24 protein-coding genes are annotated in these 22,874 nt (G+C 58.4%); 9 read left to right on the top strand and 15 right to left on the bottom strand.

All coding sequences use genetic code 11. From position 1 onward, the window contains the following. Position 1: 1 nt before the first annotated feature. Complete coding sequence (locus ACOERD_RS01090) at positions 2-529, top strand: L,D-transpeptidase family protein (protein ID WP_170380465.1); 528 nt, start codon at positions 2-4, stop codon at positions 527-529. 96 nt (positions 530-625) lie between these two features. Here ACOERD_RS01090 and ACOERD_RS01085 read toward each other — a convergent pair whose 3' ends face one another. Continuing rightward, positions 626-979: a hypothetical protein gene (locus tag ACOERD_RS01085; RefSeq protein ID WP_170380466.1), complete on the bottom strand. Its 354-nt coding sequence runs from the start codon at positions 977-979 to the stop codon at positions 626-628. A 212-nt stretch (positions 980-1,191) separates the two neighbouring features. Here ACOERD_RS01085 and ACOERD_RS01080 point away from each other — a divergent pair, with 212 nt between their 5' ends. Continuing rightward, the gene (locus tag ACOERD_RS01080; protein ID WP_419737746.1) at positions 1,192-2,181 is read left to right on the top strand and encodes a glutathione S-transferase family protein; all 990 of its coding nucleotides are present in this window, start codon (positions 1,192-1,194) and stop codon (positions 2,179-2,181) included. Here the strand turns inward: ACOERD_RS01080 and ACOERD_RS01075 are convergent. After that, positions 2,163-2,525 carry a response regulator transcription factor gene (locus ACOERD_RS01075; RefSeq protein WP_419737745.1) on the bottom strand — a complete coding sequence of 121 codons (363 nt, stop codon included), beginning with the start codon at positions 2,523-2,525 and terminating at the stop codon, positions 2,163-2,165. The two genes, ACOERD_RS01080 and ACOERD_RS01075, sit on opposite strands and share 19 nt — an antisense overlap. Positions 2,526-2,706: 181 nt before the next feature. Here ACOERD_RS01075 and ACOERD_RS01070 point away from each other — a divergent pair, with 181 nt between their 5' ends. The 4 genes from ACOERD_RS01070 (at position 2,707) to ACOERD_RS01055 (ending at position 6,373) form a co-directional block, all read left to right on the top strand. Next, positions 2,707-3,666, top strand: coding sequence for a threonine-phosphate decarboxylase (locus ACOERD_RS01070; protein ID WP_419737744.1), 960 nt, complete (start codon positions 2,707-2,709; stop codon positions 3,664-3,666). Further along, entirely contained in the window at positions 3,663-4,583 is a 921-nt protein-coding gene (gene cbiB, locus ACOERD_RS01065; protein ID WP_419737743.1) for an adenosylcobinamide-phosphate synthase CbiB, read from the top strand. The genes ACOERD_RS01070 and cbiB overlap by 4 nt, the downstream gene beginning before the upstream one ends. Before the next feature lie 10 nt (positions 4,584-4,593). Beyond that, the gene (locus ACOERD_RS01060; RefSeq protein WP_419737742.1) at positions 4,594-5,757 is read left to right on the top strand and encodes a lytic murein transglycosylase; all 1,164 of its coding nucleotides are present in this window, start codon (positions 4,594-4,596) and stop codon (positions 5,755-5,757) included. 130 nt (positions 5,758-5,887) lie between these two features. Next, the gene (locus ACOERD_RS01055; RefSeq protein ID WP_170681286.1) at positions 5,888-6,373 is read left to right on the top strand and encodes a LysM peptidoglycan-binding domain-containing protein; all 486 of its coding nucleotides are present in this window, start codon (positions 5,888-5,890) and stop codon (positions 6,371-6,373) included. A 177-nt stretch (positions 6,374-6,550) separates the two neighbouring features. Here the strand turns inward: ACOERD_RS01055 and ACOERD_RS01050 are convergent, their stop codons facing one another. Beyond that, positions 6,551-8,293, bottom strand: a complete 1,743-nt coding sequence (locus ACOERD_RS01050) for an IS1634 family transposase (protein ID WP_419737624.1) — start codon at positions 8,291-8,293, stop codon at positions 6,551-6,553. Here ACOERD_RS01050 and ACOERD_RS01045 point away from each other — a divergent pair. Beyond that, complete coding sequence (locus ACOERD_RS01045; protein ID WP_419737741.1) at positions 8,286-8,456, top strand: hypothetical protein; 171 nt, start codon at positions 8,286-8,288, stop codon at positions 8,454-8,456. The two genes, ACOERD_RS01050 and ACOERD_RS01045, sit on opposite strands and share 8 nt — an antisense overlap. Before the next feature lie 24 nt (positions 8,457-8,480). Here the strand turns inward: ACOERD_RS01045 and ACOERD_RS01040 are convergent, their stop codons facing one another. From ACOERD_RS01040 to ACOERD_RS01025, 4 genes are all read right to left on the bottom strand, one after another. After that, positions 8,481-8,837, bottom strand: a complete 357-nt coding sequence (locus tag ACOERD_RS01040) for a hypothetical protein (RefSeq protein WP_170668012.1) — start codon at positions 8,835-8,837, stop codon at positions 8,481-8,483. Between the two features lie 54 nt (positions 8,838-8,891). Next, complete coding sequence (locus ACOERD_RS01035) at positions 8,892-12,347, bottom strand: AAA family ATPase (protein ID WP_419737740.1); 3,456 nt, start codon at positions 12,345-12,347, stop codon at positions 8,892-8,894. A 141-nt stretch (positions 12,348-12,488) separates the two neighbouring features. After that, positions 12,489-12,881, bottom strand: coding sequence for a hypothetical protein (locus ACOERD_RS01030; RefSeq protein ID WP_419737739.1), 393 nt, complete (start codon positions 12,879-12,881; stop codon positions 12,489-12,491). Between the two features lie 38 nt (positions 12,882-12,919). Further along, entirely contained in the window at positions 12,920-14,128 is a 1,209-nt protein-coding gene (locus tag ACOERD_RS01025; RefSeq protein ID WP_419737738.1) for a PLP-dependent aminotransferase family protein, read from the bottom strand. Positions 14,129-14,277: 149 nt separating this feature from the next. On the opposite strand from ACOERD_RS01025, the gene ACOERD_RS01020 reads away from it, so the two are divergent. Continuing rightward, positions 14,278-15,054 carry a FadR/GntR family transcriptional regulator gene (locus ACOERD_RS01020; RefSeq protein WP_419737737.1) on the top strand — a complete coding sequence of 259 codons (777 nt, stop codon included), beginning with the start codon at positions 14,278-14,280 and terminating at the stop codon, positions 15,052-15,054. 17 nt (positions 15,055-15,071) lie between these two features. On the opposite strand, the gene ACOERD_RS01015 is transcribed toward ACOERD_RS01020, so the two are convergent. The 7 genes from ACOERD_RS01015 to ACOERD_RS00985 all read right to left on the bottom strand — a co-directional run bounded on the left by ACOERD_RS01015 (position 15,072) and on the right by ACOERD_RS00985 (position 20,312). Then, positions 15,072-16,586 (bottom strand): FkbM family methyltransferase, encoded by a 1,515-nt coding sequence (locus ACOERD_RS01015; protein ID WP_419737736.1) that lies wholly within the window; start codon positions 16,584-16,586, stop codon positions 15,072-15,074. 150 nt (positions 16,587-16,736) lie between these two features. After that, entirely contained in the window at positions 16,737-17,594 is an 858-nt protein-coding gene (locus ACOERD_RS01010; protein ID WP_419737735.1) for a DUF5672 family protein, read from the bottom strand. A 147-nt stretch (positions 17,595-17,741) separates the two neighbouring features. Further along, positions 17,742-18,302 (bottom strand): F0F1 ATP synthase subunit B, encoded by a 561-nt coding sequence (locus tag ACOERD_RS01005; RefSeq protein ID WP_419737734.1) that lies wholly within the window; start codon positions 18,300-18,302, stop codon positions 17,742-17,744. A 5-nt stretch (positions 18,303-18,307) separates the two neighbouring features. Further along, positions 18,308-18,859 (bottom strand): F0F1 ATP synthase subunit B', encoded by a 552-nt coding sequence (locus tag ACOERD_RS01000; RefSeq protein ID WP_170380480.1) that lies wholly within the window; start codon positions 18,857-18,859, stop codon positions 18,308-18,310. An 86-nt stretch (positions 18,860-18,945) separates the two neighbouring features. Further along, on the bottom strand, positions 18,946-19,170 hold the full coding sequence (locus ACOERD_RS00995) for a F0F1 ATP synthase subunit C (RefSeq protein ID WP_005981269.1): 225 nt from the start codon (positions 19,168-19,170) through the stop codon (positions 18,946-18,948). A gap of 48 nt (positions 19,171-19,218) precedes the next feature. After that, positions 19,219-19,977, bottom strand: a complete 759-nt coding sequence (locus tag ACOERD_RS00990) for a F0F1 ATP synthase subunit A (protein WP_170380481.1) — start codon at positions 19,975-19,977, stop codon at positions 19,219-19,221. A gap of 2 nt (positions 19,978-19,979) precedes the next feature. Further along, positions 19,980-20,312, bottom strand: coding sequence for an AtpZ/AtpI family protein (locus ACOERD_RS00985; protein WP_170380482.1), 333 nt, complete (start codon positions 20,310-20,312; stop codon positions 19,980-19,982). 156 nt (positions 20,313-20,468) lie between these two features. Between ACOERD_RS00985 and ACOERD_RS00980 the strand changes: the two genes are divergently transcribed. Continuing rightward, positions 20,469-21,650, top strand: coding sequence for an ISNCY family transposase (locus tag ACOERD_RS00980; protein WP_419737600.1), 1,182 nt, complete (start codon positions 20,469-20,471; stop codon positions 21,648-21,650). Between the two features lie 264 nt (positions 21,651-21,914). Here ACOERD_RS00980 and ACOERD_RS00975 read toward each other — a convergent pair whose 3' ends face one another. Then, positions 21,915-22,826 (bottom strand): DMT family transporter, encoded by a 912-nt coding sequence (locus ACOERD_RS00975; protein ID WP_419737813.1) that lies wholly within the window; start codon positions 22,824-22,826, stop codon positions 21,915-21,917. Between the last annotated feature and the right edge of the window lie 48 nt (positions 22,827-22,874).

The raw sequence follows: 22,874 nt of genomic DNA, 5'->3' as shown, positions 1-22,874 counted from the left end.
GATGCGCCTGCTGGCCCGGATCACTCTGGTCTTTCTGATCGCGGCCCTTGGCTGGATCGGTTGGCAGAGATACGGGCCGCGCCCTCCCGCGCCTGCAATGGCACCTGACGCCGCTCAGATTGACCACATCCTAATCGAAAAATCTGCCCGTCGCCTGACCGCAACGTTGGACGGCGCCATCGTACTGCAGAGCGAGATCGCACTGGGCTTCGCGCCGGAAGGAGATAAGGAGCAGGAAGGCGACGGTAAGACGCCTGTTGGAGTTTTCACCATCGACCGCCGCAATCCGAACAGTGCGTTCCACCTTTCACTTGGGATCGACTACCCTCAACCCGATGACATCGCCCGCGCCCAGCAACAGGGCATAGACCCCGGCGGAGATATCTTCATTCACGGGCAACCAAATGGCGTTGTCGGCCTCACCCTGCCCGGAGACTGGACGCTGGGCTGCATCGCTTTGTCCAATGACGAGATGGCCCAGCTTTGGAGCCTGACTCCGACCGGAACGACCGTTGAAATTCGACCCTAGGTCGCTTTGCGTTTGGTTTGAATCGAAACACGCGGACATTCCCGACGGTCGCACACGCATTTCGATGGTCTAACCTCAGGCAAAATGCAAAACGCTTTAGTCCTCGTGCCCCAGCAAGGCAATCGGAGCATCTGGCGCTCGGTAGAAATCCAGCGGCGCCTTGTCGGAAGCCGCCGTGTTGCGCTTGAACTCATAGCGCATTTCGCCTGCCTCTTCCTCGTCCGCGACGATCAGGCACTGATACAAATGGTTCGCACCGTCATGAATATCGACTAACCCGCGCAAACGCGGCGTGGTCTCAGCCTCGACTGTAAAGCCATTCTTCCACAATCTAAGAATTTTGAAGTAATTGTCGCCCATTTCCACCCGCAAACGGCTGGTCTTTTTCAAAGTGGCGATTCGCGCGGCCTCCAACTCAGCGCTCATTTCCTTGGAAACATAGGTACTCATCAAATTTCCCCCCTTCGGTATCTCTTATTGTGGAGGCAAAACTGTAAAAATCCAGTGAAGCCGACCACATACCATCAAAGCGCACGCAGATGTTGCGCGCGCATCTCAGGCTGGTGATGTGCGCAGGTGCAGGCTGCATGCGCGCGGGCTGTCATAGGAAGGCCGGGTTCTGCGCCCTATCTTTGCCGAAACGCAGATACGGAGGACGCGAGATGGGCCTGTTGGTCGACGGAACCTGGCACGACACCTGGTATGACACCAAATCCACCGGCGGCGCATTCAAGCGCAGCGCCGCTCAATTCCGCAATTGGCTGACGGCTGATGGCAGCGCTGGCGCGTCCGGCAAAGGTGGCTTCAAGGCCGAACCGGGGCGCTATCACCTCTATGTCAGTCACGCCTGTCCTTGGGCCCATCGCACACTGATCTTTCGGGAACTCAAAGGGCTGACCGATCTGATCTCAGTCTCGGTGGTGCATCCAGACATGCTGGACAAGGGCTGGAGTTTTGAAACCGACGATCACGGCGCGACCGGAGATGATCTGTATGGTCTGGACTATGCTCATCAAATCTACACCAAGGCCGACCCCGCCTATTCCGGCCGGGTTACGGTGCCGATCCTGTGGGACAAACAGCAGGAGACGATCGTCTCGAACGAAAGCTCTGAAATCATCCGCATGTTCAACTCGGCCTTCAACGAGATCACGGGCAACCGCGATGACTATTGGCCCGAAGCAATGCGGGACGAGATCGAAGAGGTCAACGCGCGGATCTACTCAGACGTCAACAACGGTGTTTACAAATCCGGCTTTGCCACCTCGCAAGAGGCATATGACGCCGCCGTCCACCCCCTGTTCGACACGTTGGACTGGCTTGAGGACCGGCTGGCCCGGGACCGCTATCTGATGGGTGACCGCGTGACCGAGGCCGACTGGCGTCTGTTCACCACACTGATCCGGTTCGATCCGGTCTATCACCTGCACTTCAAGTGCAACAAACGACGGCTGATCGACTATCCTAACCTCTGGGCTTGTACGCGTGAGCTATATCAATGGCCCGGCGTCGCGCAGACCGTGAACATGAACCATATCGTGCGGCACTATCACTACAGTCACGACAGCATCAATCCGCACCGGATCATCCCGGTGAACCCAACCCTCGACTATCTTGAACCGCACGGACGGGATCAGCGCCCAGCTGCGTAATGCTCTACCATCGCCGCCAGATCCTCGGGCGGGGTGCCGCTTTGCACATAGGCGCAGGCATTGGGACTGTGGGCAAAGATCGACCCGTCAGAGAAGAAGGTGGTGTTGGTGACAAAAATCACCCGCGCCTCGGGGCGACGGTAGCTGGCGAAATCGGCCACGGCCAGCGCGCTGCCGGTTTCCAAAACCAGATCCAGCACGATAATCTCGAACTCAGAGCCATAGAGCGCCAGTATCGCGGCCTCTTGCCCGGCCACAAGCGTCACTTCGGCACCTTGCCGTTCAAGATGCCTTTTCCAGACCCGACCCAGATCGGGGTCACTCTCAACAATCAAAACTTTCATACTACAACCTCGGCACTTGGTGTGGTGAGTGGTGCCGACCCCCAAGACCCGTGATCACGTCATTTCCTTAAAAAAGTGTTAACTCTGCCCGCTGGCCGCCTTGATCACGCGGATTTGCTTGTCAAAACGGCGAAAATCCGCTTGAAGCGGGGCGAATACGACATTTGGGGCATGCGTTGGGATGAACGATACCGAATTGAATCCTCGTGCGAAACGCGACCATGGTGGCGGTCTGGATGGGGCCATCGCGCAATATGGCGGCGCACGCAGCGATTGGATCGACCTGTCCACCGGGATCAACCCGCATCCCTACGCGATCGCAGGGCTGCACCCCTCGGATTGGACCGAACTGCCCGATCATGGGGCGTTCGAGCGGCTCAGTACAGCCGCCCACAAATTCTGGAATGTCCCGGCGGAGGCGGCAATCCTGCCCGCGCCCGGAGCTTCGGCTCTGATCGCACGCATTCCAGCACTGGCGGCGCAAGGCCGGGTGCAGATCACGATGCCCACCTATAACGAACATGCCGCCGCCTTTAGGGCTCAAGGCTGGTCGGTGCAGGAAACCGGCCCTGCTGATGCGCGTGTGATCGTGCATCCGAACAACCCGGACGGCCGGGTGTGGCGAGCCAATGACGCCACCGCGCCTTTGACCATCATTGACGAAAGCTTTTGCGACGTGATGCCCGATGCCTCACTGATCCATCTGGCCGGACAGCCTGGCGTGATCGTGCTGAAAAGCTTTGGTAAGTTCTGGGGGCTGGCCGGGATGCGGCTGGGCTTTGCCATCGGTGCGCCGGAGCTGATTGCCAGACTGAACGACCTGACCGGCCCGTGGGCTGTCTCGGGTCCTGCTTTGCGGGTCGGAACACAAGCCCTTCTGGACACGGATTGGGCTAGCGAGACCCGCGTGCGTCTGGAGGACGAGGCCACCCGGCTGGACGCCATGGTCATTGATAAAGGCGCGCGGCTGGTCGGAGGCACAAGCCTGTTCCGCCTCTACGAGGTCGACGATGCGGGCCTCTGGCAAGACCGTTTGGCGCAGGCACTTATCTGGAGCCGCATCTTCCCCTACTCCCAAGGCTATCTGCGCCTTGGCCTCCCTCCTGCACACGGGTGGGATCGGCTGGAGGCCGCGCTGTGAGCATCCCCTTTCTGTTGGTCTGCGCCATGTGTCTGGACGCGGCATTGGGCGAGCCGGACTGGCTCTGGTCCCGCATCCGGCACCCTGCGGTGGTGATCGGCAATGCCATAGGATGGCTGGACAAACGGCTGAACCGCGGTGGGGCACGGCGCGCCAAGGGCGTCTGCACGCTGATCCTGCTGGTCGTGGTCGCCCTTGGTGTCGGCTGGGTACTGGCACAGCCGGGCGGAGTTGTTGAGATTCTGGTCTGTGCGATCCTGTTGGCGCAGAAGTCGCTTGTGACCCATGTCCGCGCTGTCGGCGAAGGGCTACACGCCTCGCTTGCTGACGGGCGGGCGCAGGTAGCCATGATCGTCTCACGAGACACAAGCGACATGACCGAGGAACAGGTCGCCCGGTCCGCCATCGAAAGCGCAGCCGAGAATCTCAGCGACGGCGTTATCGCGCCCGCTTTCTGGTTTCTATTGGCGGGCCTGCCGGGGTTGCTGGTCTACAAGGCCGTGAATACCGCTGACAGCATGATCGGCTACCGCACCGAGAAACACCGCGATTTTGGCTGGGCCTCGGCCCGGTTCGACGACCTGCTGAACCTGATCCCTGCGCGCCTGACCTGCTCGATGATCGTGGCGCTGTCAGGTCAGTGGGCGCGTTGGAGGGATATCCTACAGGATGCCCGCCGCCATATATCGCCCAATGCAGGCTGGCCCGAGGCCGCCATGGCGCGCGCACTGGATGTCGCACTGGCCGGACCACGCAGCTATGACGGACAGTTGCGCAACTTGGCCTGGGTCAATGGCGATGCGCGCCGTAACATCGGCACGGCAGAGGTTTTCCGCGCATGCGACATGCTCTGGCGTGTCTGGGGGCTTGCGCTTGGCCTCGTCTCAGTGTGGGTTGGGATCAACGTGATCTTCTAAAGGACGCCCCATGCGCTTTCTGTCCGGCCTCGTCGCCGCCACCCTGTTCACCTCGCCCGCCTTTGCGCAATGTGGCGGAGGGTTCAATGCCTTCGTCAAAGGTCTGAAGGCCGAGGCTGTTCAGCAAGGGTTCGACAAACCGACTGTCGACGCCTTCTTCAAGGGCGTCCAGCAGGACAACGCCGTTCTGAAAGCCGACCGCGCGCAAGGGGTGTTCCAGAAACCCTTCATCGACTTTTCGCGCCGTCTGATCTCGCAGAACCGGATCGACCGGGGCAAGGCTATGTCGCAGAAATACGACGCGGTCTTCGACCGGATCGAGAGCGAATATGGTATCTCACGCGGGGTTCTGCTGGCCTTCTGGGCGTTCGAGACGGACTACGGCGCGTTTCAGGGCGATTTCAACACCCGCAACGCGCTGGTCACGCTGGCCCATGACTGCCGCCGCCCCGAGCTGTTCCGACCCCAAATCTTCGCCGCGCTGGAGCTGTACAGTCAGGGCAATTTCGACCCCGCCCGCACGACTGGCGCCTGGGCCGGAGAAATCGGAATGGTCCAGATGCTGCCCCGCGATATTCTGGAAAACGGCGTGGACGGAGATGGGGACGGCAAGGTCTCGCTGAAAACCTCGGCCGCGGATGCGCTGATGTCAGGTGGCAAGATGTTGTCCCATCTGGGTTGGCAACCGGGCCAACCCTGGCTGCAAGAGGTGACAGTACCCGCGCAAATGGATTGGTCTCTGTCAGGGCCGGGCAAACCGCGTTCCGTCTCTGACTGGCAAGCGATGGGTCTTCAGGCCCGCAGCGGTTCGTTGGCCAACCTGCCTGCCTCACTGATCCTGCCGCAGGGCCACAAGGGGCCGGCCTTTCTGGCCTACCCGAATTTCGACGTCTATTTCGAATGGAACCAAAGCTTTGTCTACGTCTTGACCGCCGCCTATTTCGGAACACGGCTAGAGGGTGCGCAAATTTACAACGCGGGCAATCCCGAGACGGGCCTGAACGGTGCGCAGATGAAGCAGTTGCAGAGCAAGCTGCAGGAGCGTGGCTATGACGTGGGCAAAATCGACGGGATTCTTGGGGCTGGCACCCGAGCAGCAGTGCAGGCCGAGCAGAAACGATTGGGGCTGCCTGCGGACGCCTGGCCTACGCCTGACCTACTAGACAGACTTTAGAATGCCCGCGCCCCTGCTGACTGAACAGAACGTCAGCCGAGGCGCGTGATGGGCTATTTTCCACCGGTCTGATTTTGTGCGGGAACCTGTTCGGGGTATGATTCCCTATCCATTGCGAAGGAGTTCATTGATGAATATTGAAATACTTCAGCCCCAACCCTTCGACATCGTCGGCCAGACAATCATGATCGCAGGCAACGCCGTTGGCTTTGAAGGCCATCTTTCGATCTCGGTCACCGAAGGTCATGTGGAATTCAATGGAGCCGCGACGGCTGGGGCAATTGCGCTTCGCCAGTTTCAGGCCACGCTGGAAGTCCCTGACAATCCGAATTTCCAACTCGACCGTCTGATCCTGACGGTCAAGGATGACAGCGCCGGTGGGGAGGGCGGGATTCCGACCGTCCATGTTCCGATCTTTTACGGTCCGCGCATTCTGCCGGGATATGTCGGGTATCGGAACTACACCGTCGCGCCCGGAGATACGCTGACGGCGATCTCTGTATCGCAATACGGCAATGCCGGACAGGTGTCGGTGATCCAACGGGCAAACGCGCATTTTATCAGCGACCCGGATGTAATATTCCCCGGTCAGGAGTTGAGGATTCCGATCGTCTAATCGCGCGTGAGTAGCGGCAGATTGCTATTGCGCTTCGGGTCTAACTGGATACCGATCACCCTTTTCCTGACTTCCGACATTTTTTCGTATAAGTCATTGATATTATTATGCCTTGGTTGCCAAAAGGCACTACACGGACTTTTTTCGCCAGCGATTGTTTCGGAGTGTTGAGGGAGCTCAGGCTTTGGTCTGGCCAGTTTTTCGGGTGCGCCCGGGGGGTATCTTGAAAGGGGCTTCGTTCCAGGTCAGGCCGACGCAGGTGAGGATGCGTCTGGCATCGACCGTGGCATGGCTTGGCATGCCGTAGCGGTCAGGGGTGCCTTTGTGGCGCAGGATCGAGAGCTGCAATGCGTTCAACTCGTTGCGGATACGAGCCGGGCTCATCGGGTGTCCGAGCAGGTCCAGATGCTTGCGCAGGTGCTGCAGGCAGCAGAAGGCCATGTAGCAGATGGCGATATGGGCCCGGACCCGACGCGGCGACCAGTGATAGATGGGCCGGATTTTCAGATCGTGCTTGTTGGTGCGGAAGCAGGCTTCGATCTCCCACAACTGGTGATAGCGGGCAATGACGTCCTGTGCCTCCAGTTCGTCCGCACCATGAACAACAATGGCATGCAGCCCGTCCCATTGTGCCGCTGCCTTGATCTTTGCATCATCCAGCGTGACGTCCCCGCTGTCGGGGAAGGCCAGGAAGCGGCCATATCCCCGGCTGCTGAAGCTGCCGGGTTTGCGAGAGCGCTTGAGCTTCTTGTGCAGCTTTTCGATTGCCTTGTCGCGCTTGTGGGCATCATTGCGTGCCCGGGTGGGTGACCAGGTCACAATGACCCGCGCTCCCTCCTGGTCGATCACCTTGTACCAGCCCTTCTCGGTTGCCTCTTCAGAACCGTGTCCAGCCCAAGGCTGGCGTCCCTCCGGGCTCAAAATGTTCGCCTTCACGGCGGCCGGGGCGGACTTCATGCGATAGCCGAGGATGTAGGGCAGACCCTTGTTCTGCAACATCTGCTGGTTGTCCTTGCTGAGCATGGCGGCATCGGCCACGAACGTGACCCTGGCCACGTCGAAGCGTCCCTCCAACGCCTTCAGCGCAGCTTCCAGCGTATGACCTTCCCAGGTGTTTCCCGGGAAGAGTTCATAGCCCACAGGCAGCCCATCGGAGGTGACGATCAGCGCCAGCATGACCTGAGCGCGGTGATGCTTGCCATCCTTGCTGAAGCCCTTGGCCAGAAGATGATCCTGCTCGACCCCGTCCGCATCCTCGGCCGGGTCCTCGCGCTCGGTGTCAAAGGCCAGGGTCGTGCAATCGTAGAACAGCACGGTCACTGGCCCGCCCAGCAACTTCTCTGCCGCCGCGTGAGAGGTTTTGCAAATCCCGTCTATCACCGGCGTATTGATGTAATCCATGCTCCGATAGACCACGTCCAGATTGAGCGTGATGCCTGCCTGGTTCTCCAACGCCTCCACGGTCGCGCGCTTGCTCTCGGGCTGTGCGATCCGCGCCATAACCAGCTCTTTCACAATGCGATTGGCACTTTTACGCGCCGCCCCCAGAAGGGCCCCCCAACCCAGTTGGTCATACATCGTCCCCATGACATCCCGCAGACCCAGAGAGACCCGCGCCTCCTCACGGCACTCGGCAAGATCAACGCCAAGCTTGTCCGGCCGCGGAGCGCGGCGCACCAGCGCCTGCAGATCGGCATATTCCGTGGGCGTGAACAGTTCCATTTGCGGCGAGCGATCAATGCGTAATTGCTCCATCAAGCGGCCCGCCAGACGCTTGATATCCTCAATCTCGCTGTCGTTATGGGCCACACCCACATGGCGCAGGATCTTCTGGCGTACCTTGGAGCCGGTGCGGACGGATTCAACGATCTGGATCCGTGTGCGGTTGAGCTTTGCGTCATGTTTGGTGCGGATGAACATGGGCGAAGAGGTTAGCCATCTGAAGGCCCATGTCAATACTTTTTATAATAATGGGGCACTACAACGCGCCTCTGAGCAACCACACCTGAAAACAAACCAAAAACCCAGTCAGATCAACAAAAAGGTCGGAAGTCAGGAGGAGTTGAGGATTCCGATCGTCTAATCGCGCGTGAGTAGCGGCAGATTGCTATTGCGCTTCGGGTCTAACTGGATACCGATCACCCTTTTGATCGATCAGAATCAACCGATCGCCGCTGCGCACATAGAGGTCACACCGGCTGAACCCGTTGCGATAGGCGATACAAACGCTGCCATCCGCGGCGAAGCTGTAGGTGCCAAAGGCGGACTCTCCGCTGGCGTAAGTGTAGGAGTAGGCACCGCCCGCCGAGAATGCAGCCTTGCCGTCATCGTAGAAGGTCAGTGTTCGGCCCGCCAAGGCGTCGAGTTCATCCGGCGACAACGGCACATCTCCGGGTTTGGTGGGCCAGTCGACGGCCCAGACCGGACCGGCAGTAAACAGAAATGGGATCAGAAAACGCATCATACGGCCAGACTACCCTGCCCCGCCGCCAAACCGTCATAACGTTGCGGTGAGCGGTCAGGCGACCATCTGCTCGGCTTTTTTCAGGTCGACCGAGACCAGTTGGCTCACACCTTGTTCCTGCATCGTGACGCCGAACAGCCGGTCCATCCGCGCCATGGTCACCGCGTGGTGGGTGATAATCAGGAACCGTGTGTCGGTCTGGCGGCACATCTCGTCCAGCAGGTCGCAGAAGCGGGTGACGTTGGCATCGTCTAGCGGTGCGTCGACCTCGTCCAACACGCAGATCGGGGCCGGATTGGCGAGGAAGACGCCAAAGATCAGCGCGGTTGCCGTCAGGGTCTGCTCCCCACCTGACAGCAGGCTGAGGGTCGAGAGCTTTTTGCCCGGCGGCTGACACATGATCTCAAGCCCGGCATCCAGCGGGTCATCGCTTTCGACCATGACCAGATTGGCCTCGCCACCGCCAAAGAGATGCTTGAACAGCATGGCGAAGTTCGAATTCACTTGCTCAAACGCGGTCAACAGACGCTCGCGCCCTTCGCGGTTGAGGCTGGCAATGCCGCTGCGCAGGGCTTTGATTGCCTCTTCCAAATCAGCCTTTTCGCTGTTCAGAGTATCGAACTCCTCCTGAACCTCTTTGCTGTCCTCTTCGGCCCGCAGGTTCACCGCACCCATCGCATCACGCTGGCGTTTGTGGCGATTGACTTCGGCCTCCAGCGCGTCGGCGGCGGGCATCTGATCGGGGTTCACGTCCAACTGGTTCAGCAACTGGTTCGGGGTCAGCTGCTGATCCTCGGCAATCCGTTCCGCCGCAGCCGTGACGCTTTCCTTGGCCGCATCACAGCGCGCCTCGGCCGCCGCACGGGTTTCACGCGCCTCCGAGGCCAGACGTTCGGCTTCGCGCTCGGCCAGAACCACTTCTCGCTGCTGGGTTTCCGCCTGAGCCAGCTTGTCGGCCGCTTCGGCCCTGCGGGCTTCGGCGGCTTCGATCATCTCATTCAGCTCTTCCCGCGCTTCGGCGATCTCGGCGGGCGCAGCCATGGCCTCAGAGAGTTCCTCCTCGGACCCCTCCTTGCGGTCGGCCAGTTCAGAAATCCGCTTTTCGGCGGTCTCCAACCGGTGCTTCCAACCGCTGAGGTCTTTCGTCACCTCCTGGCTGCGACGTGTCCGAGCCTCACCTTCGCGGCGCAACTCATCATGGGTCGAGCGATGGGTCAGCATGGTGATCCGCGCGGCCTCGACCGTTTGCTTGATGTCTTCAACCTGCGCGCGGGCACTGTCGAGGTCCCCCAGTTCGGCCAGCGCCGCTTCGGCCTCACGCAGTTGCGCGCGGGCGGACATGGCGTCGTCCTTGTGGCGATCCACAGACAAGGTCAGAGTTTCCAGCTTGCCCCGCGCCAGATTGCGATCCGCCTCGGCGCGCGACAGGGCACGGGCGGTTTCGGCCATCCGCTGATCCGCAGCGCGGCGGGCTTCGCGCGCACGACGGTCGGCTTCGGTGACATCGGCCAATTGCTGCGACAGGGCCTCATGCGCGGCGCGAGCCCCTTCGGCCTGCGCCTCGGTGCGGGCGAGTTCCTGCTTTAGGGCTTCCAGCTTGTTCAGTTGCTCCAATCGCAAGGCGGCTGCGCTGGGGGCATCTTCGGCCCAGGCGCGGAACCCGTCCCAGCGCCACAGGTCACCGGATCGCGACACCAGCCGCTGACCCGGCTTCAAAGACGCCTGCAACCGCGCGCCAAGCTCTCCATCAACCAAGCCAATCTGCGCGATCCTGCGGCTGAGGCGATCCGGCCCCGAGACATGCAGCGCCAAAGGTTCGGCCCCTTCCGGCAGAGGTTGATCCGAGTCATACCCCGCGACCTGCACCCAACCTGATGGCCCATCGCCCTCAACCAATGGCGCGCGCAGGTCATCGGCCAAAGCCGCACCCAGTGCCTTCTCGAAGCCCGGCGCGACGCGCAGCAGGTCCAGCACCTGCCCGCCTTCGGCGATGTCCCGTTCAACCAGCTTGGCCAGTGCCGTGGTTTCGGCCCGGATGGCCCCCAACTCACCCTCGGCCTCGGACCGTTGGGCCCGTGCCTCAGCCTCGCGCGCCTGCGTCTCGGTCCGCATCTCATCTGCGGCAGCCAGCGCTTCCTCGGCTGCTTCGGCGGCTTCGCGCGCCTCTTCTTCACCCTCTTGCGCCGCCTCAAAGGCGTCATCCGCGCGCGTCAGGGCAGACTTTGCTTCGTCCACCGCCAGCCGCGCCTTTTCCTCTTCGCCCTCGGACCGGGCCAGGGTCTTGCCGCTGTCCTCAACCAAGCGCTGCGCCGACTGGTGGCGCGCGACCAGGCGGGCCATATCCTCGGTCTGTTGAGACAGGTGGTCTTCGCGTTCCTGCAGGATGGAGGCCGCTTCGCGCGCCACCTCAGCTGCCTCGGCGACCTTCTCGTCATGACCTTCCGCAGCCTTGATCAACTCGCGGGCTTCCCATTCAAGGCGCTCGATCATTTCGCCTGCATCGCGGTTCAGGCCCGTCTCGCGTTCGATATCGTTGCCGAGTTGCTGAATGCGGTTGGTCAGCGTTTCAATGGTCTGGCGCGCGCGAGTTTCCTGATCCGAGAGCTGATCGCGCTGCACTTGCTGGCGTTGCAGGACGGCGGCGGCGATGGCCTCTTCTTCGCGCAGGGGCGGTAAGGTTTCCTCGATCTCCGCGCGTTTGGCAGCGGCTTCGCGGGCGGCAGCCTCGGCGCGTGAAGCTTCGGTGATACGGTCGCGCAGCTTGTCTTCGGCAACCTGGCGCGCGATATCGGCCTCTTTCCAGCGCCTATAGAGCAGCATCCCCTCGGCCTGCCGCAGCTGTTCCCCGATCTCGCGGTAGCGCGCGGCCTGACGCGCCTGACGCGCCAATTGCGCAAGTTGGCCGCCCAACTGTTCCAGCACGTCATCTACACGGGTCAGGTTGGCCTCGGTGCCTTTCAGCTTCAACTCGGCCTCATGCCGTCGCTGATAGAGGCCCGAGATCCCGGCAGCCTCTTCCAGAATGCGGCGTCGGGCGCGGGGCTTGGCGTTGATCAGCTCGGCAATGCGGTTCTGCCCGACAAGCGCAGGCGAATGCGCCCCGGTCGAGGCATCGGCGAACAGCATTTGCACATCGCGGGCGCGCACGTCCTTGCCATTTGTCTTGTAGGCGCTGCCCACATCGCGGGTGATGCGGCGGATGATCTCCAACTGGTCGCTGTCATTGAAACCCGATGGCGCCAGACGCTCCGAGTTGTCCATGGTCAGGACCACTTCGGCAAAGTTGCGCGCGGGTCGCGTGGCCGCCCCGGCAAAGATCACATCCTCCATGGCGCCACCGCGCATGGATTTGGGACGGTTTTCGCCCATCACCCAGCGCAAAGCCTCAAGAAGGTTGGATTTACCGCAGCCATTGGGACCCACCACACCGGTCAACCCGTCCGCAATGATCAGATCGGTCGGATCAACAAAGCTTTTGAAGCCGGTCAGTTTGAGTTTGCTGAAGCGCAAAGGCGGCCTGTCCTATGATTCCTAATACAGCGAAGTCTGCGCAACGGATTGGGGCCGAGTCAACGGATATGCGCAGGATATGGGCGATGGACCCGAGTTATCCACAACATCTTGGCAGTTTCACGCGCAATGCGACGCGCGCTAGTAGGGCGTACACTCAAAGACCTGATAGCCGGAACTGCCGGAATAGCCATAGTTGACGCATTCATAGGACCGCAGCAGCAGCGCGCCAAAGATCAGCTTTTCCCCCAGCTCCTTACCACAGCCCAACACGCCCACCGTCACTGCGGCATCCCCAAGCACATCCATAAGAGGACAGCCCGAGACCTGCGCCATGGCCAGCGCCGCACGGTCGCGAACCGGCCCCAAGCGCGGCGCGTATTGAGAGTTCACCCTCACCGCCTCGGCCAATGGGCCGCGCACGCGCACGTCAAAGACACTGCCATTCACCGCGACCCGCGTTGCAGGCATATCGCGGAAATGAGGCGAGCCGCCCGAACAGGCAGCCAGCAGCAGGATAGGAAGTAAGCGCATCATGCTGCCGATCTAACGGCGATATGGTTAACGAAGCCTTACCGATCGCCAGCACGCAGGACTTGCCCAAGGCGACGAATGCCCTCGCGGATGGTGTCCTCATCGGAGTTTGAAAAACTCAGCCGAAGGGTATTTTCACCACTGCCATCCGGGAAAAACGCCTGACCGGGAACAAAGGCCACTTTGACCGTGTCCAGAGCTCGGGCCAAAAGCGCAGCACCGCTGGTCCCGGCGGGCAGCGTCAGCCACACGAACATCCCACCCTCGGGTTTGGTCCAGGAGACACCGTCGGGCATATGGGCCTGCAACGCCGTCAACATCGCATCGCGGCGCGCGCGATAGGTTTGCCTCACTTTTGGGATATGGCTTTCGAAACAGGCCTGCGCCACCTGATGCACAGCCATCTGGTTGATCGTGGCCGAATGGAGATCCGCCGCCTGCTTCATCAGAACCAGCTGCGAGATGATAGGTTTGGCCGCCACAACCCAACCAACCCGCAACCCCGGCGACAGGGTCTTCGAGAAGCTACCGCAATAGATCGTCCGACAGGCCTCAATCGACCCCTTCCGCGCTTGCTCCAGCGCCAGAATCGGAGGGATCGGCGCACCATCATAGCGCAGCGCCTGATAGGCCCCGTCTTCGATGATCGCACAGTCCAGATCCTCGGCCAGATCCATCAGCGCTTCGCGCCCGCGCAGATCGACGGTTTCACCTGTGGGATTGGAAAAGTCCGGCGAGAGATACGCGAATTTGACCCGTCCCGCGTCTGCGGCTTTTTGGTATTCCTCGGCCCCTTGATTGCCGGGAATGCTGAGCCGATCGAAACGCGGCTCGTACGCATTGAACGCGGAGATTGCACCCAGATAGGTCGGCCAGCCGACCAAGGCGGTATCGCCCGGAGACAAGAACAGCTTGCCCAAATAATCCAGCGCCTGCTGTGAGCCTGAAGTGATCAGGATGTTGTCCGTATCACACGCGACCCCGATTGAGGCCATATGGTCGACCAGCCATTCGCGCAGCGGAGCATATCCTTCGCTCACCGAATATTGCAGCGCTTGCGCCTGCCGGTCCGGACCAAGGGCCGTCTGAAAGGCCTGCGCAAACGCGTCCGCCGGAAACAGGGCAGGATCGGGGATACCTCCGGCGAATGAGATGATATCCGGCTGATCCAGGAGTTTCAGCAGCTCCCTGATCTCGGATGCCTTCATGTTCTGCGTCCGAGTGGCGAATAGCGGATGTGTGGTCATTGGGCTCCTCCGATCTCAATGCGCGCAGCCTATGCAGACACTAAGTAAAGTCAATAATACTGACCTAATGTTTCACACGATTTGAAGCCCTGTTCTTGAACCCGCACGCGCCCTGTGGTCATATGTTTTGACCAATTTCGGACGACCCTATGCCCTTTCAGAAAATTCAGACCGAGAAGCTATCGATTGCTGTGGTTCGTCAGATTGAGCTGCTGATCCTGCGTGGCATCCTGCGCCCCGGCGAGAGATTGCCGTCAGAACGAGAACTGGCCGACAGGATGGGAGTCTCGCGCCCGTCCCTGCGCGACGCCATCGCCGAATTGCAGGAGCAGGGCCTTCTGACCGCGAAAGCCGGGTCAGGGATCTACGTGGCCGAAGTGCTGGGATCGGCCTTTTCGCCAGCGCTGATCCGGTTATTTGGCAGCCATGAAGAGGCAGTGTTCGACTACCTCTCGTTCCGCCGCGACCTTGAGGGGTTGGCCGCCGAGCGTGCCGCGCGTCTGGGATCGACCAGTGATCTGAAGGTCGTTCAGGCGATCTTTGACCGAATGGAGGCCGCCCATGACCGCAGCGCCACCCAAGATGAGGCGCAACTGGACGCGGATTTCCACATGGCCATCATCGAGGCCAGCCACAATGTGATCATGCTGCATATGATGCGGTCGATGTATGACCTGCTACGTCAGGGCGTGTTCTACAACCGCCAGATGATGTTCCAGCAACGCGCAACCCGCGAAGCCATCCTCGACCAACACCGAGCGATTAATCAGGCGCTGCAACAGCGCGATCCTTTCAAGTCAAAGCAAGCTGTTGAAAAACACTTGAGTTTTGTCGAAACGTGTCTCTATGAGCAGCAAACCTCGAAACGAAATGACGAAATCGCAAAGCAAAGACTTCAACATCTACCGATGATGTGGCCCGATTGATTTAGGGTAACCAATTCCTAGTTTGCATGAACGGCTGCAACAACAGTTGCTTCACTTTTTTGAATTTCAAAACCGTAGGCCTCCAGCTTTTCCAGCAATTGCTGAACAGTTTCCCCCCGATCGTAAAACACTCCAGGATGCAAATCCACGATCATTGCACGACAGTTGCTAAGCGCCTCTGCGTCTTGGGAAATCAGATCGAACTCAGTGCCTTCAATATCACACACCAAAGAATACTCACCTTCGATACACTCCTGCTGCAGTAGCTGCGTCAATGTCATGGCTTGCACGAAAATTCTTTCGTCACCGGTTCCGTTGTCCCGCCAGTCTTCAGTGACTTGGCTTTCGTGGGTCCCGGAGGTGACCGTAAACGAGATACTATCTCTTCCAGAATAGTCTATCGCACAATTAACGAGTGCAAGTTTTCGACTAGGGTTGAAAGCGAGCGCGTTTTCTCTGCATAGGTCTAAGAGTTTGGGGTTAGCTTCGACAATAACTTGGCGAGCGTCCTCGTTCAGTTTTCGATTCACAAGTCCTGAGACAATTCCATAGGATCCACCAAGTTCAACGACTGGGAGATCAGGAGGAAGATAGTCTTGCATCAAATTGCGCTCTGGTTGCTGATAAAACCCTTTGTAGAGGGCGTGGTACGCAGCAAAAGGAATGTCTTCGGGGTAGCTGAATCGCATTCCGTCTATTTCAATGGTGTGCCCCGACAGTTTTGAACGAATTTTCTTCTTCGCTTTCTTACTCGGCCGAACAAAGTTTGGTCCCCGTTCAAATCCAAGGTAGCGATCTTTTCGCCCCTTACCTTCCAATGTACCAATGTCGACTGTTGCACATGTCGTGGTTACAGTCTTCGGCTTGAATGCGTGAGCATACTTTTCTTCGAACCTATTGCAAGACTCCTTGAACGCATCGTCAATCTTGCCTAGGCCCAAGTGCTCCACTCGGAAATCGACGACGTAGCAAGAGTATCCTCGCATTTCGGCCTGCGCAACGAGGTCTGTTCCATAGAGATGAAACCCCGTGAGATCATTCGAGAATGCAATGCGGGTGTTTAGGCGAACCAACATGAAGTTCTCATCAAGAGAATTCACCCTGGCTATCGGGTTCCTTTTCGTCCCTGCGACAACTGTGTTTCTTTCAGTCAAATAGTAAAAACGATCTTTGCCAGCAACTCCTGCGTTCCCTAAAACCGCCCAATTTGGATCCAACTCGCCAACTTGCGAAATTACTTCTCGCAACCTCGCGGGCCCATCTATTGCAAGGATATCCTGATGGCACAAAATCGCATACCGCCCTCGAGCCTGGTTTAGGGCCGCATTCAATCCAGAAAATCCATCACCAGTATTTTCCGCGCGATTGTCGACATAGAGAAACTCGCACAATGACTCATCAAAACCCGCATTTCGCATTGAATCAATCATATTTTGGTATTGATCCGCGCTGGTCACCAACGAACAGAACGAAAACTCCAACTCGTACTCGGTCTTGTTGGTTACGACAGACGCCTTCGGTATCGTTTTCATTTCTTTTCGTCCGTTTCCTCGCGCGACATGCGTCGCAGTTTGCACAAAGCAAGATTGTACTGAGCTCTGCCAGGCTGGTGTCCAATGAAACCTGCCGACCAAATGTTTGCCTTGTTTGACACTTCGGCAGAAGCAATAGCCCGGGCTTCGCTATTCAGTTTTTCCCAAATGTCCTATCGCAGCCTTCAATTCGGCGGGCACATGTTTTACCCAAAAGTCAGGCTCATACCGCTCATAAGCGTGACCGCCCATTGGTAATTTTCTGTCAAGCAGTTCATACAACTCTGACGGACAAGCTTCAAAGGCAAATTGAGCGGCGTCTCTCGGCCGTGGAACCCGAAAATCAGGAAATCTTTCTGGCACAAATCCGGACCAAAAAATGTCCTCGTTTATACCGGATTTCACAACCATTACCCTGGAATTCAGAAAAATTCGACAAATCCAATCAGCAATACGCACGAAACCAAGCTTAGAAAGCGTACTAAAAAACTTGGTTCGATTGATCATTTTCGTCGATTGCAACACCCTCAAAGCAGATTGAACGTGGCGCAAACTGAACCCTCCATTCAACGTCTTCAAGAGCTTCAATGGCCTGTGAGGCTCGCTATACCCTTTAAACATAGGTGCTCCGACAAATGCATAGCCTTTTTGCACCCACTCCTCAACTTCATCCCTTAGAACAACCGCATCATGCTGACAGATCAAAATGTACTCGCTGTCCAAGAAGCGGCGAAAAAATGTCTCGCTCTTTAGTAGACTGTTGTAACCTTTGACACTTTCAAAGTGATTGCCTTCAAAGAGCTCCAAGAAAATTTCCTGTCCGACCGCTGGTGACATGACATCTCTCGTTTTTCGTAGCAAATCACGTTGACAGCGTGAACCAATGAGCACGACTCTATTTCTCGCCAACACGTCAAGATTGTGCTTGAGTACCTGAAGCTCAGCCGAACAAAGTTCACGATAGACCGGAACCACAACAGTACATGTACTGCTTACTGACTTGTTCAAGATCAATCTCCTAAGTCACTCTGTTTCAATGCAACCAGCAGGTACTATAGAAGTGTTGTTCTTTGGAAATACAGGGCGTCCGCAACGTTCGGTGTTGTTATGTTTCAGGCACCTCAACAGGCGCCTGAAACATTGGTCTTGCATGCTCTAGTGCAACTTAGCACCGACATCAGCAATGGCCGCGTCGATCAGCTTGTTCGCCTGCGTCGCAGTCATCTGTTTCGCGAGAACGTCGTTTGCAGCAGATACCGCAACCGAGATCGCCTGATCGCGAACTTCCTTCACAGCCGAAGCTTCAGCCGAAGCGATCTGATCCTGCGCGGCCGCCAAACGGCGTGCGATGGATTTTTCCAGATCGACCTTGGCCTGTTCCGCTGCCAGAGCCGCATCGTCCTTGGCCGCAGCCACAATGGCATCTGCCTGGGTCTGCACTTCTCGCTGCTTGCGCTCATACGAGGCCAGCAGGCTGCGGGCTTCTTCATGCAGGGCGCGGGCTTCGTCGAGCTCGGATTTGATGCCCTCAGCACGGTTGTCCAAAGCGCCACCGATCATGCCGGGGACCTTGAAGTAAAACAGAACCGCGATGAACACGATGAAGCCTAGAAGGACGACAAAGTCGGTGTTGCCCAGCGAGAAGAACGGGCCTTTGGCCGCCAATGCGGGGCTGGCTGCGCCGAAAGTCAGGATAAGGGCAAGAGTGTTCCGCATGTCACTTATCCTTTCATCTGCGCGTCAACGGCACTGTCGATGGCTTTGGCATCTGCCTCACCGCCCAGTGCAGTCACCAGTTCAGCCGCCGTATCCTTGGCAACCACTTGAATGCTTTCCAGCGCACCGGCACGGATGTCGGCAATTGCCTTCTCCGATTCAGCCGCCTTTGCAGCGATTTCCGCATCCGCTTTGGCAATCGCGTCATCCAGACCAGACTGGATTTCGGCGCGGGCTTCCGCTGCGATACGCTGTGCCTCAGAACGGGCATCGGCCAGCGCCTTGTTGTAGGCCTCTTCGGCCTCGACCGCCTTGGCCTTCAGATCTTCGGCCGCAGCCAGGTCATTTGTAATGGTCCCCTGACGTTCAGCCAGGATTGCCGCGATGCGGGGCAGAGCCACGCGAGACAGGACCAGAAAGATGACGACCAGCGTAATGACCAGCCAGAAAATCTGGTTGGGGAACCAATCGAAGCAGAGCTGTGGCATCCCGATGGCAGAGCCATAGGAGTCGACGCACGAGCCAGCTACCTCTTCTGTAAGGGGTTCAGTCGCCATGATATCCTCCGTCGGAAACTTGTCTTTACAACAGGCGGGCCGCTATGGCTTGGACCCACCTGCGCGTAAGGATCAGGTTCCGCAGATTATACGGCGAACATCAGCAGCAGCGAGACCAGGAATGCGAAGATCCCCAGGGCTTCTGCGAATGCGATACCGATGAACAGGGTTGCGGTCTGCGAAGCAGCCGCCGAAGGGTTGCGCAGGGCGCCGGCCAGGAAGTTGCCTGCTACGTTGCCCACCCCGATTGCGGCTGCGCCGGAACCGATTGCTGCCAGGCCTGCGCCGATGTGTGCGAGATCGCCTTCCATGATGTATCTCCTTACGAATTGGAAGTTTCGATGTTGGGTGTTCGGACCTTAGTGCGACGGATGCAGCGCATCTTTCAGATAAACACAGGTCAGAATGGTGAATACGTAGGCCTGAATGAAGGCCACCAGGACCTCAAGACCATACATTGCGGTGATCGCCAGAACGGACACGGGCGAGATCACGGCAACCGCAGCGAAGCCTGCGAAAACCTTGATAACCGCGTGGCCAGCCATGACGTTCCCGGCAAGACGAATGGAGTGGCTGACGGGGCGCACGAAGTACGAGATCAGCTCGATGATCGCCAGGATCGGGCGCAGTGCCAAAGGCGCGCTGGAAACCCAGAACAGGCCCAGGAACGCGGCGCCGTTTTTGACGAAGCCCAGAACGGTCACGGTCAGGAACACAGCCAGAGCCAGCGGAATGGTGACTGCGAAATGCGAGGTTGTAGTGAACGAGGTCGGGATCAGGCCCAGGAAGTTGGCGCAGACAATGAACATGAACAGGGTCATGACATAAGGGAAGAACTTAACGCCTTCCTTGCCGCAGATGTCTTCCAGCATCTTGTAGACGAAACCGTAGGTCAGTTCTGCGATCGACTGCATACGTGTCGGAACGATTGCGCGCTTCGATGTGGGCAGAACCAGAAGCAGAACAACCGCGACGATTGCAAAGAACAGCCACAGGGTCACGTTGGTGATGGTGAACATACCAACAGCGCCGTCGCCAAACAGCGGTTTGACGATGAACTGATCCATTGGGTGGAATACCAGGCTGCTGCCTTCTGCTGCGGTGGTCTCAGTTGCCACGTTCAGTCCCTCTCGTCCTTCTCGGCAGCCGTCGCCGCCATTTGTTTCTCTTGGGCCTCTTTCGCGCTGCGGAGCATAACCTTCACGCCCGCGACAAGGCCCAGCAATGTGAACAGCACCAGAAAGATCGGGATTGTCCCGAGCAGGCTGTCCAGCCCGTATCCGATGCCAAATCCGATCCCCAGACCGGATACCATTTCGATGACCATCCTCCAGGCAAGCTCGCCTCCGGATACGTCAGCATCTGCACGGGGTTTGGGCTGTTTTGCCTTTTTCGCCGCGTCGATCTTGGCCTCAAGCTGCGCCATACGCTGCTTTTGGTCGTCATCGGTCACGGGCGTTTCCCTCGTACAGTCTTGAGGCTAGGTGCTAAGGGGCAAGGGGCGCAGAGTCAACGGGCTTGAACGCCCGAATGTCGCTAACACGCGATATGTCCGGTGTATGTAACATGCGATCTGTCCGGTTCTATTCTGTCTCTGAGAGGAGGCGTTATGAACCGAGCAGAAGTGTTACAGGAAGTTCGACTGATGAAGTTTGAAGATGTGTATTCGCGGCGAAGCGCGAACAAGCTGACGCAAGAACAGGCGGCTGAGATACTGGGTGTATCCGTGCGCACCGTCAGGCGTTGGGAGGATCGATTTGAGGCGGATGGTGCAGAAGGTCTGTACGACCGTCGGCTTGGCAAACTGGCCAACAATCGTGTTGCCACGGATAAGGTCATGGAGATGCTTGAACTGTTTGATACCAAGTACTGGGATTACACGCCGAAGCATTTCCACGAGAAGCTGGTGGCCCACCATGGTTTCACACAGAGCTACAACTGGGTGCGGCTTACACTGCAGCGCCACGGCCGGGTTCAGGCAGCACCCCGACGAGGTGCCCATCGGCGCAAGCGGCCCCGCCGTCCGATGGTTGGCATGATGTTGCATCAGGACGGCTCCAGCCATGAATGGGTTCCGGGTCAGTGGTGGGATCTGATCGTCACCATGGACGATGCCACCAACCGGGTTTATTCGGCATTCTTTGTCGAGGAAGAAGGGACGATGAGCAGTTTTCAGGGGCTGACAGAGGTGATCGAGGCGCAAGGTCTGTTTTGCTCGCTCTATGCCGATCGGGGCTCTCATTACTGGCATACGCCCGAAGCGGGCGGCAAAGTGGACAAGGACAATCTGACCCAGGTCGGGCGCGCCTTGCAGCAACTCGGCATTGAGCTGATCCCGGCCTATTCACCGCAGGCCCGTGGACGGTCTGAACGCATGTTTGGCACGTTCCAGAACCGATTGCCGCAGGAACTGCGGTCCCATGGGATCACAACCATTGAAGAGGCCAATCAGTTCCTGAAAGAGGTCTATCTTCCCGAACACAATGCCCTGTTTGCAAGGGAGCCGGAGGATACGACCTCGGCCTTCGTGCCGTTTACAGGCAATGTGCGCGACACCCTGTGTGTGCAGGAAGACCGCGTCGTCGGCAACGACAATACGGTGCGCTACAAGGGCCTGGTCATGCAGATCGCGGCAGACAGGCACCGTCATCATTTCGTCAAGGCGAAGGTCAGGGTCCACGAATACCCCGATGGTCAACTGGTCATCTTCCACGGCCCGAGATGCATTGGCCGCTACCAGCCTGACGGATCACCCATCACACAGGAGGATAGCAAACACAAAGTCGCGTGACCCGCTTCGACGTGGCGCGAACGCGGTGGCCCAAATCTACGGTCGCCTACGGCTCCCTCCGAATTGGGCCACCGCGCAATCAACTGAAGCGGACAATTGGCATGTTACCTACACCGGACAATTCAGAATGTTCTCGACACGGGCTTGAACGCCCGAATTGACGCAGGTTAAAGTACTGATTTTAAGATAATAAAGCACCTACTCAAAATCGCTCAACTGCACAGGCAAAGGCCAAAATCAGGCAATTCGCCCAAAATGCCATATTCAACCCCTTGGTTGATCTTTGACTTCCGAGCCTCGGCGCAACCGTCGAATGATGCGCCCATCGATCAGCAAAAGCCCGACAAGGATCGCTGCCATACCAAGCAAATGCTCGGGGCGCAGGGCCTCTTGCAACACCCACGTTCCCAGCACCAACGCCGAGACCGGCGCGATGAGGGTAACGGTTGAAATGTTCGTCGGACCCACTTTGGGCAGCAACCAATAGAACACGATGAACGCCGCCGAGGTCAGGACAAATCCGATCATCAGCAGAGACGCCCAGGTTTCAACCCGGGTGACATGGGGCAACCCCTCTTGCCAGAGGGCCAGCGGAGTGATTGCCAGTGTTGCTCCGGTCAGAGCCAAGGCAACCAGAACCACGGGCTGCATATCCCGGAACGCGCGCGCGAAGTTGACCGAGAAGGCATAGCAAACCGGAGCCAGCAGGATCAGCAGAATGGCCCAGAACTGGGAATCGGCCCCAGAGTGCAGAACCGGCAGCGACAGCACGACAATGCCCGCGAACCCACAGACCACGCCCAGAGACTTCAAGAAGCTTGCCCGCTCACCCCCCGGCCAGAAATGCGAGACGATGACGGCGAAGGCAGGCGTCGTTGCGTTCACGATACCCGCTACACCCGCGCCGATATGCTGCTGGCCCAGCGCATAAAACGCGAATGGTGCGGCATAGCTGAGCGCACCAAACCCCAGCAAGGCAATCGCGCGATTGACTGACAGGCGTACGTTCAGACGGGCGCCAATAACGTAAATCCAGCATCCCAGCGCTCCGAACCCAACCCGTCCCATGGACACGGACAGCGGCCCGAGTTCGCGCAGCAAAATGGCGTTGAACATGAAGGACATGCCCCAGCCGATGCCGAGGATACAGATCACCAGCCAGTATTTCAGCGGCATTGAGACACCCATTTGCAAGTCAACGCGCAGCATCGCGATGGGCTGCAA

The sequence above is a fragment of the Ruegeria sp. genome, assembly GCF_965199275.1.
Lineage (GTDB): Bacteria > Pseudomonadota > Alphaproteobacteria > Rhodobacterales > Rhodobacteraceae > Ruegeria.
This window is presented reverse-complemented; position numbering and strand designations above follow the sequence as displayed.

Coding starts and splice junctions, on each gene's coding strand:
- ACOERD_RS01015 (WP_419737736.1), bottom strand. CDS start 16,586: ATGAAAACGATACCGAAGGCGTCTGTCGTAACCAACAAGACCGAGTAC.
- ACOERD_RS00980 (WP_419737600.1), top strand. CDS start 20,469: ATGAACCGAGCAGAAGTGTTACAGGAAGTTCGACTGATGAAGTTTGAA.
- ACOERD_RS01045 (WP_419737741.1), top strand. CDS start 8,286: ATGAACATGGGCGAAGAGGTTAGCCATCTGAAGGCCCATGTCAATACT.
- ACOERD_RS01075 (WP_419737745.1), bottom strand. CDS start 2,525: ATGAAAGTTTTGATTGTTGAGAGTGACCCCGATCTGGGTCGGGTCTGG.
- ACOERD_RS01060 (WP_419737742.1), top strand. CDS start 4,594: ATGCGCTTTCTGTCCGGCCTCGTCGCCGCCACCCTGTTCACCTCGCCC.
- ACOERD_RS01085 (WP_170380466.1), bottom strand. CDS start 979: ATGAGTACCTATGTTTCCAAGGAAATGAGCGCTGAGTTGGAGGCCGCG.
- ACOERD_RS01090 (WP_170380465.1), top strand. CDS start 2: ATGCGCCTGCTGGCCCGGATCACTCTGGTCTTTCTGATCGCGGCCCTT.
- ACOERD_RS01050 (WP_419737624.1), bottom strand. CDS start 8,293: ATGTTCATCCGCACCAAACATGACGCAAAGCTCAACCGCACACGGATC.
- ACOERD_RS01005 (WP_419737734.1), bottom strand. CDS start 18,302: ATGCGGAACACTCTTGCCCTTATCCTGACTTTCGGCGCAGCCAGCCCC.
- ACOERD_RS01040 (WP_170668012.1), bottom strand. CDS start 8,837: ATGATGCGTTTTCTGATCCCATTTCTGTTTACTGCCGGTCCGGTCTGG.
- ACOERD_RS01020 (WP_419737737.1), top strand. CDS start 14,278: ATGCCCTTTCAGAAAATTCAGACCGAGAAGCTATCGATTGCTGTGGTT.
- ACOERD_RS01000 (WP_170380480.1), bottom strand. CDS start 18,859: ATGGCGACTGAACCCCTTACAGAAGAGGTAGCTGGCTCGTGCGTCGAC.
- ACOERD_RS00995 (WP_005981269.1), bottom strand. CDS start 19,170: ATGGAAGGCGATCTCGCACACATCGGCGCAGGCCTGGCAGCAATCGGT.
- ACOERD_RS01025 (WP_419737738.1), bottom strand. CDS start 14,128: ATGACCACACATCCGCTATTCGCCACTCGGACGCAGAACATGAAGGCA.
- ACOERD_RS01080 (WP_419737746.1), top strand. CDS start 1,192: ATGGGCCTGTTGGTCGACGGAACCTGGCACGACACCTGGTATGACACC.
- ACOERD_RS00975 (WP_419737813.1), bottom strand. CDS start 22,826: ATGCCGCTGAAATACTGGCTGGTGATCTGTATCCTCGGCATCGGCTGG.
- ACOERD_RS01055 (WP_170681286.1), top strand. CDS start 5,888: ATGAATATTGAAATACTTCAGCCCCAACCCTTCGACATCGTCGGCCAG.
- ACOERD_RS01030 (WP_419737739.1), bottom strand. CDS start 12,881: ATGCGCTTACTTCCTATCCTGCTGCTGGCTGCCTGTTCGGGCGGCTCG.
- ACOERD_RS01070 (WP_419737744.1), top strand. CDS start 2,707: ATGAACGATACCGAATTGAATCCTCGTGCGAAACGCGACCATGGTGGC.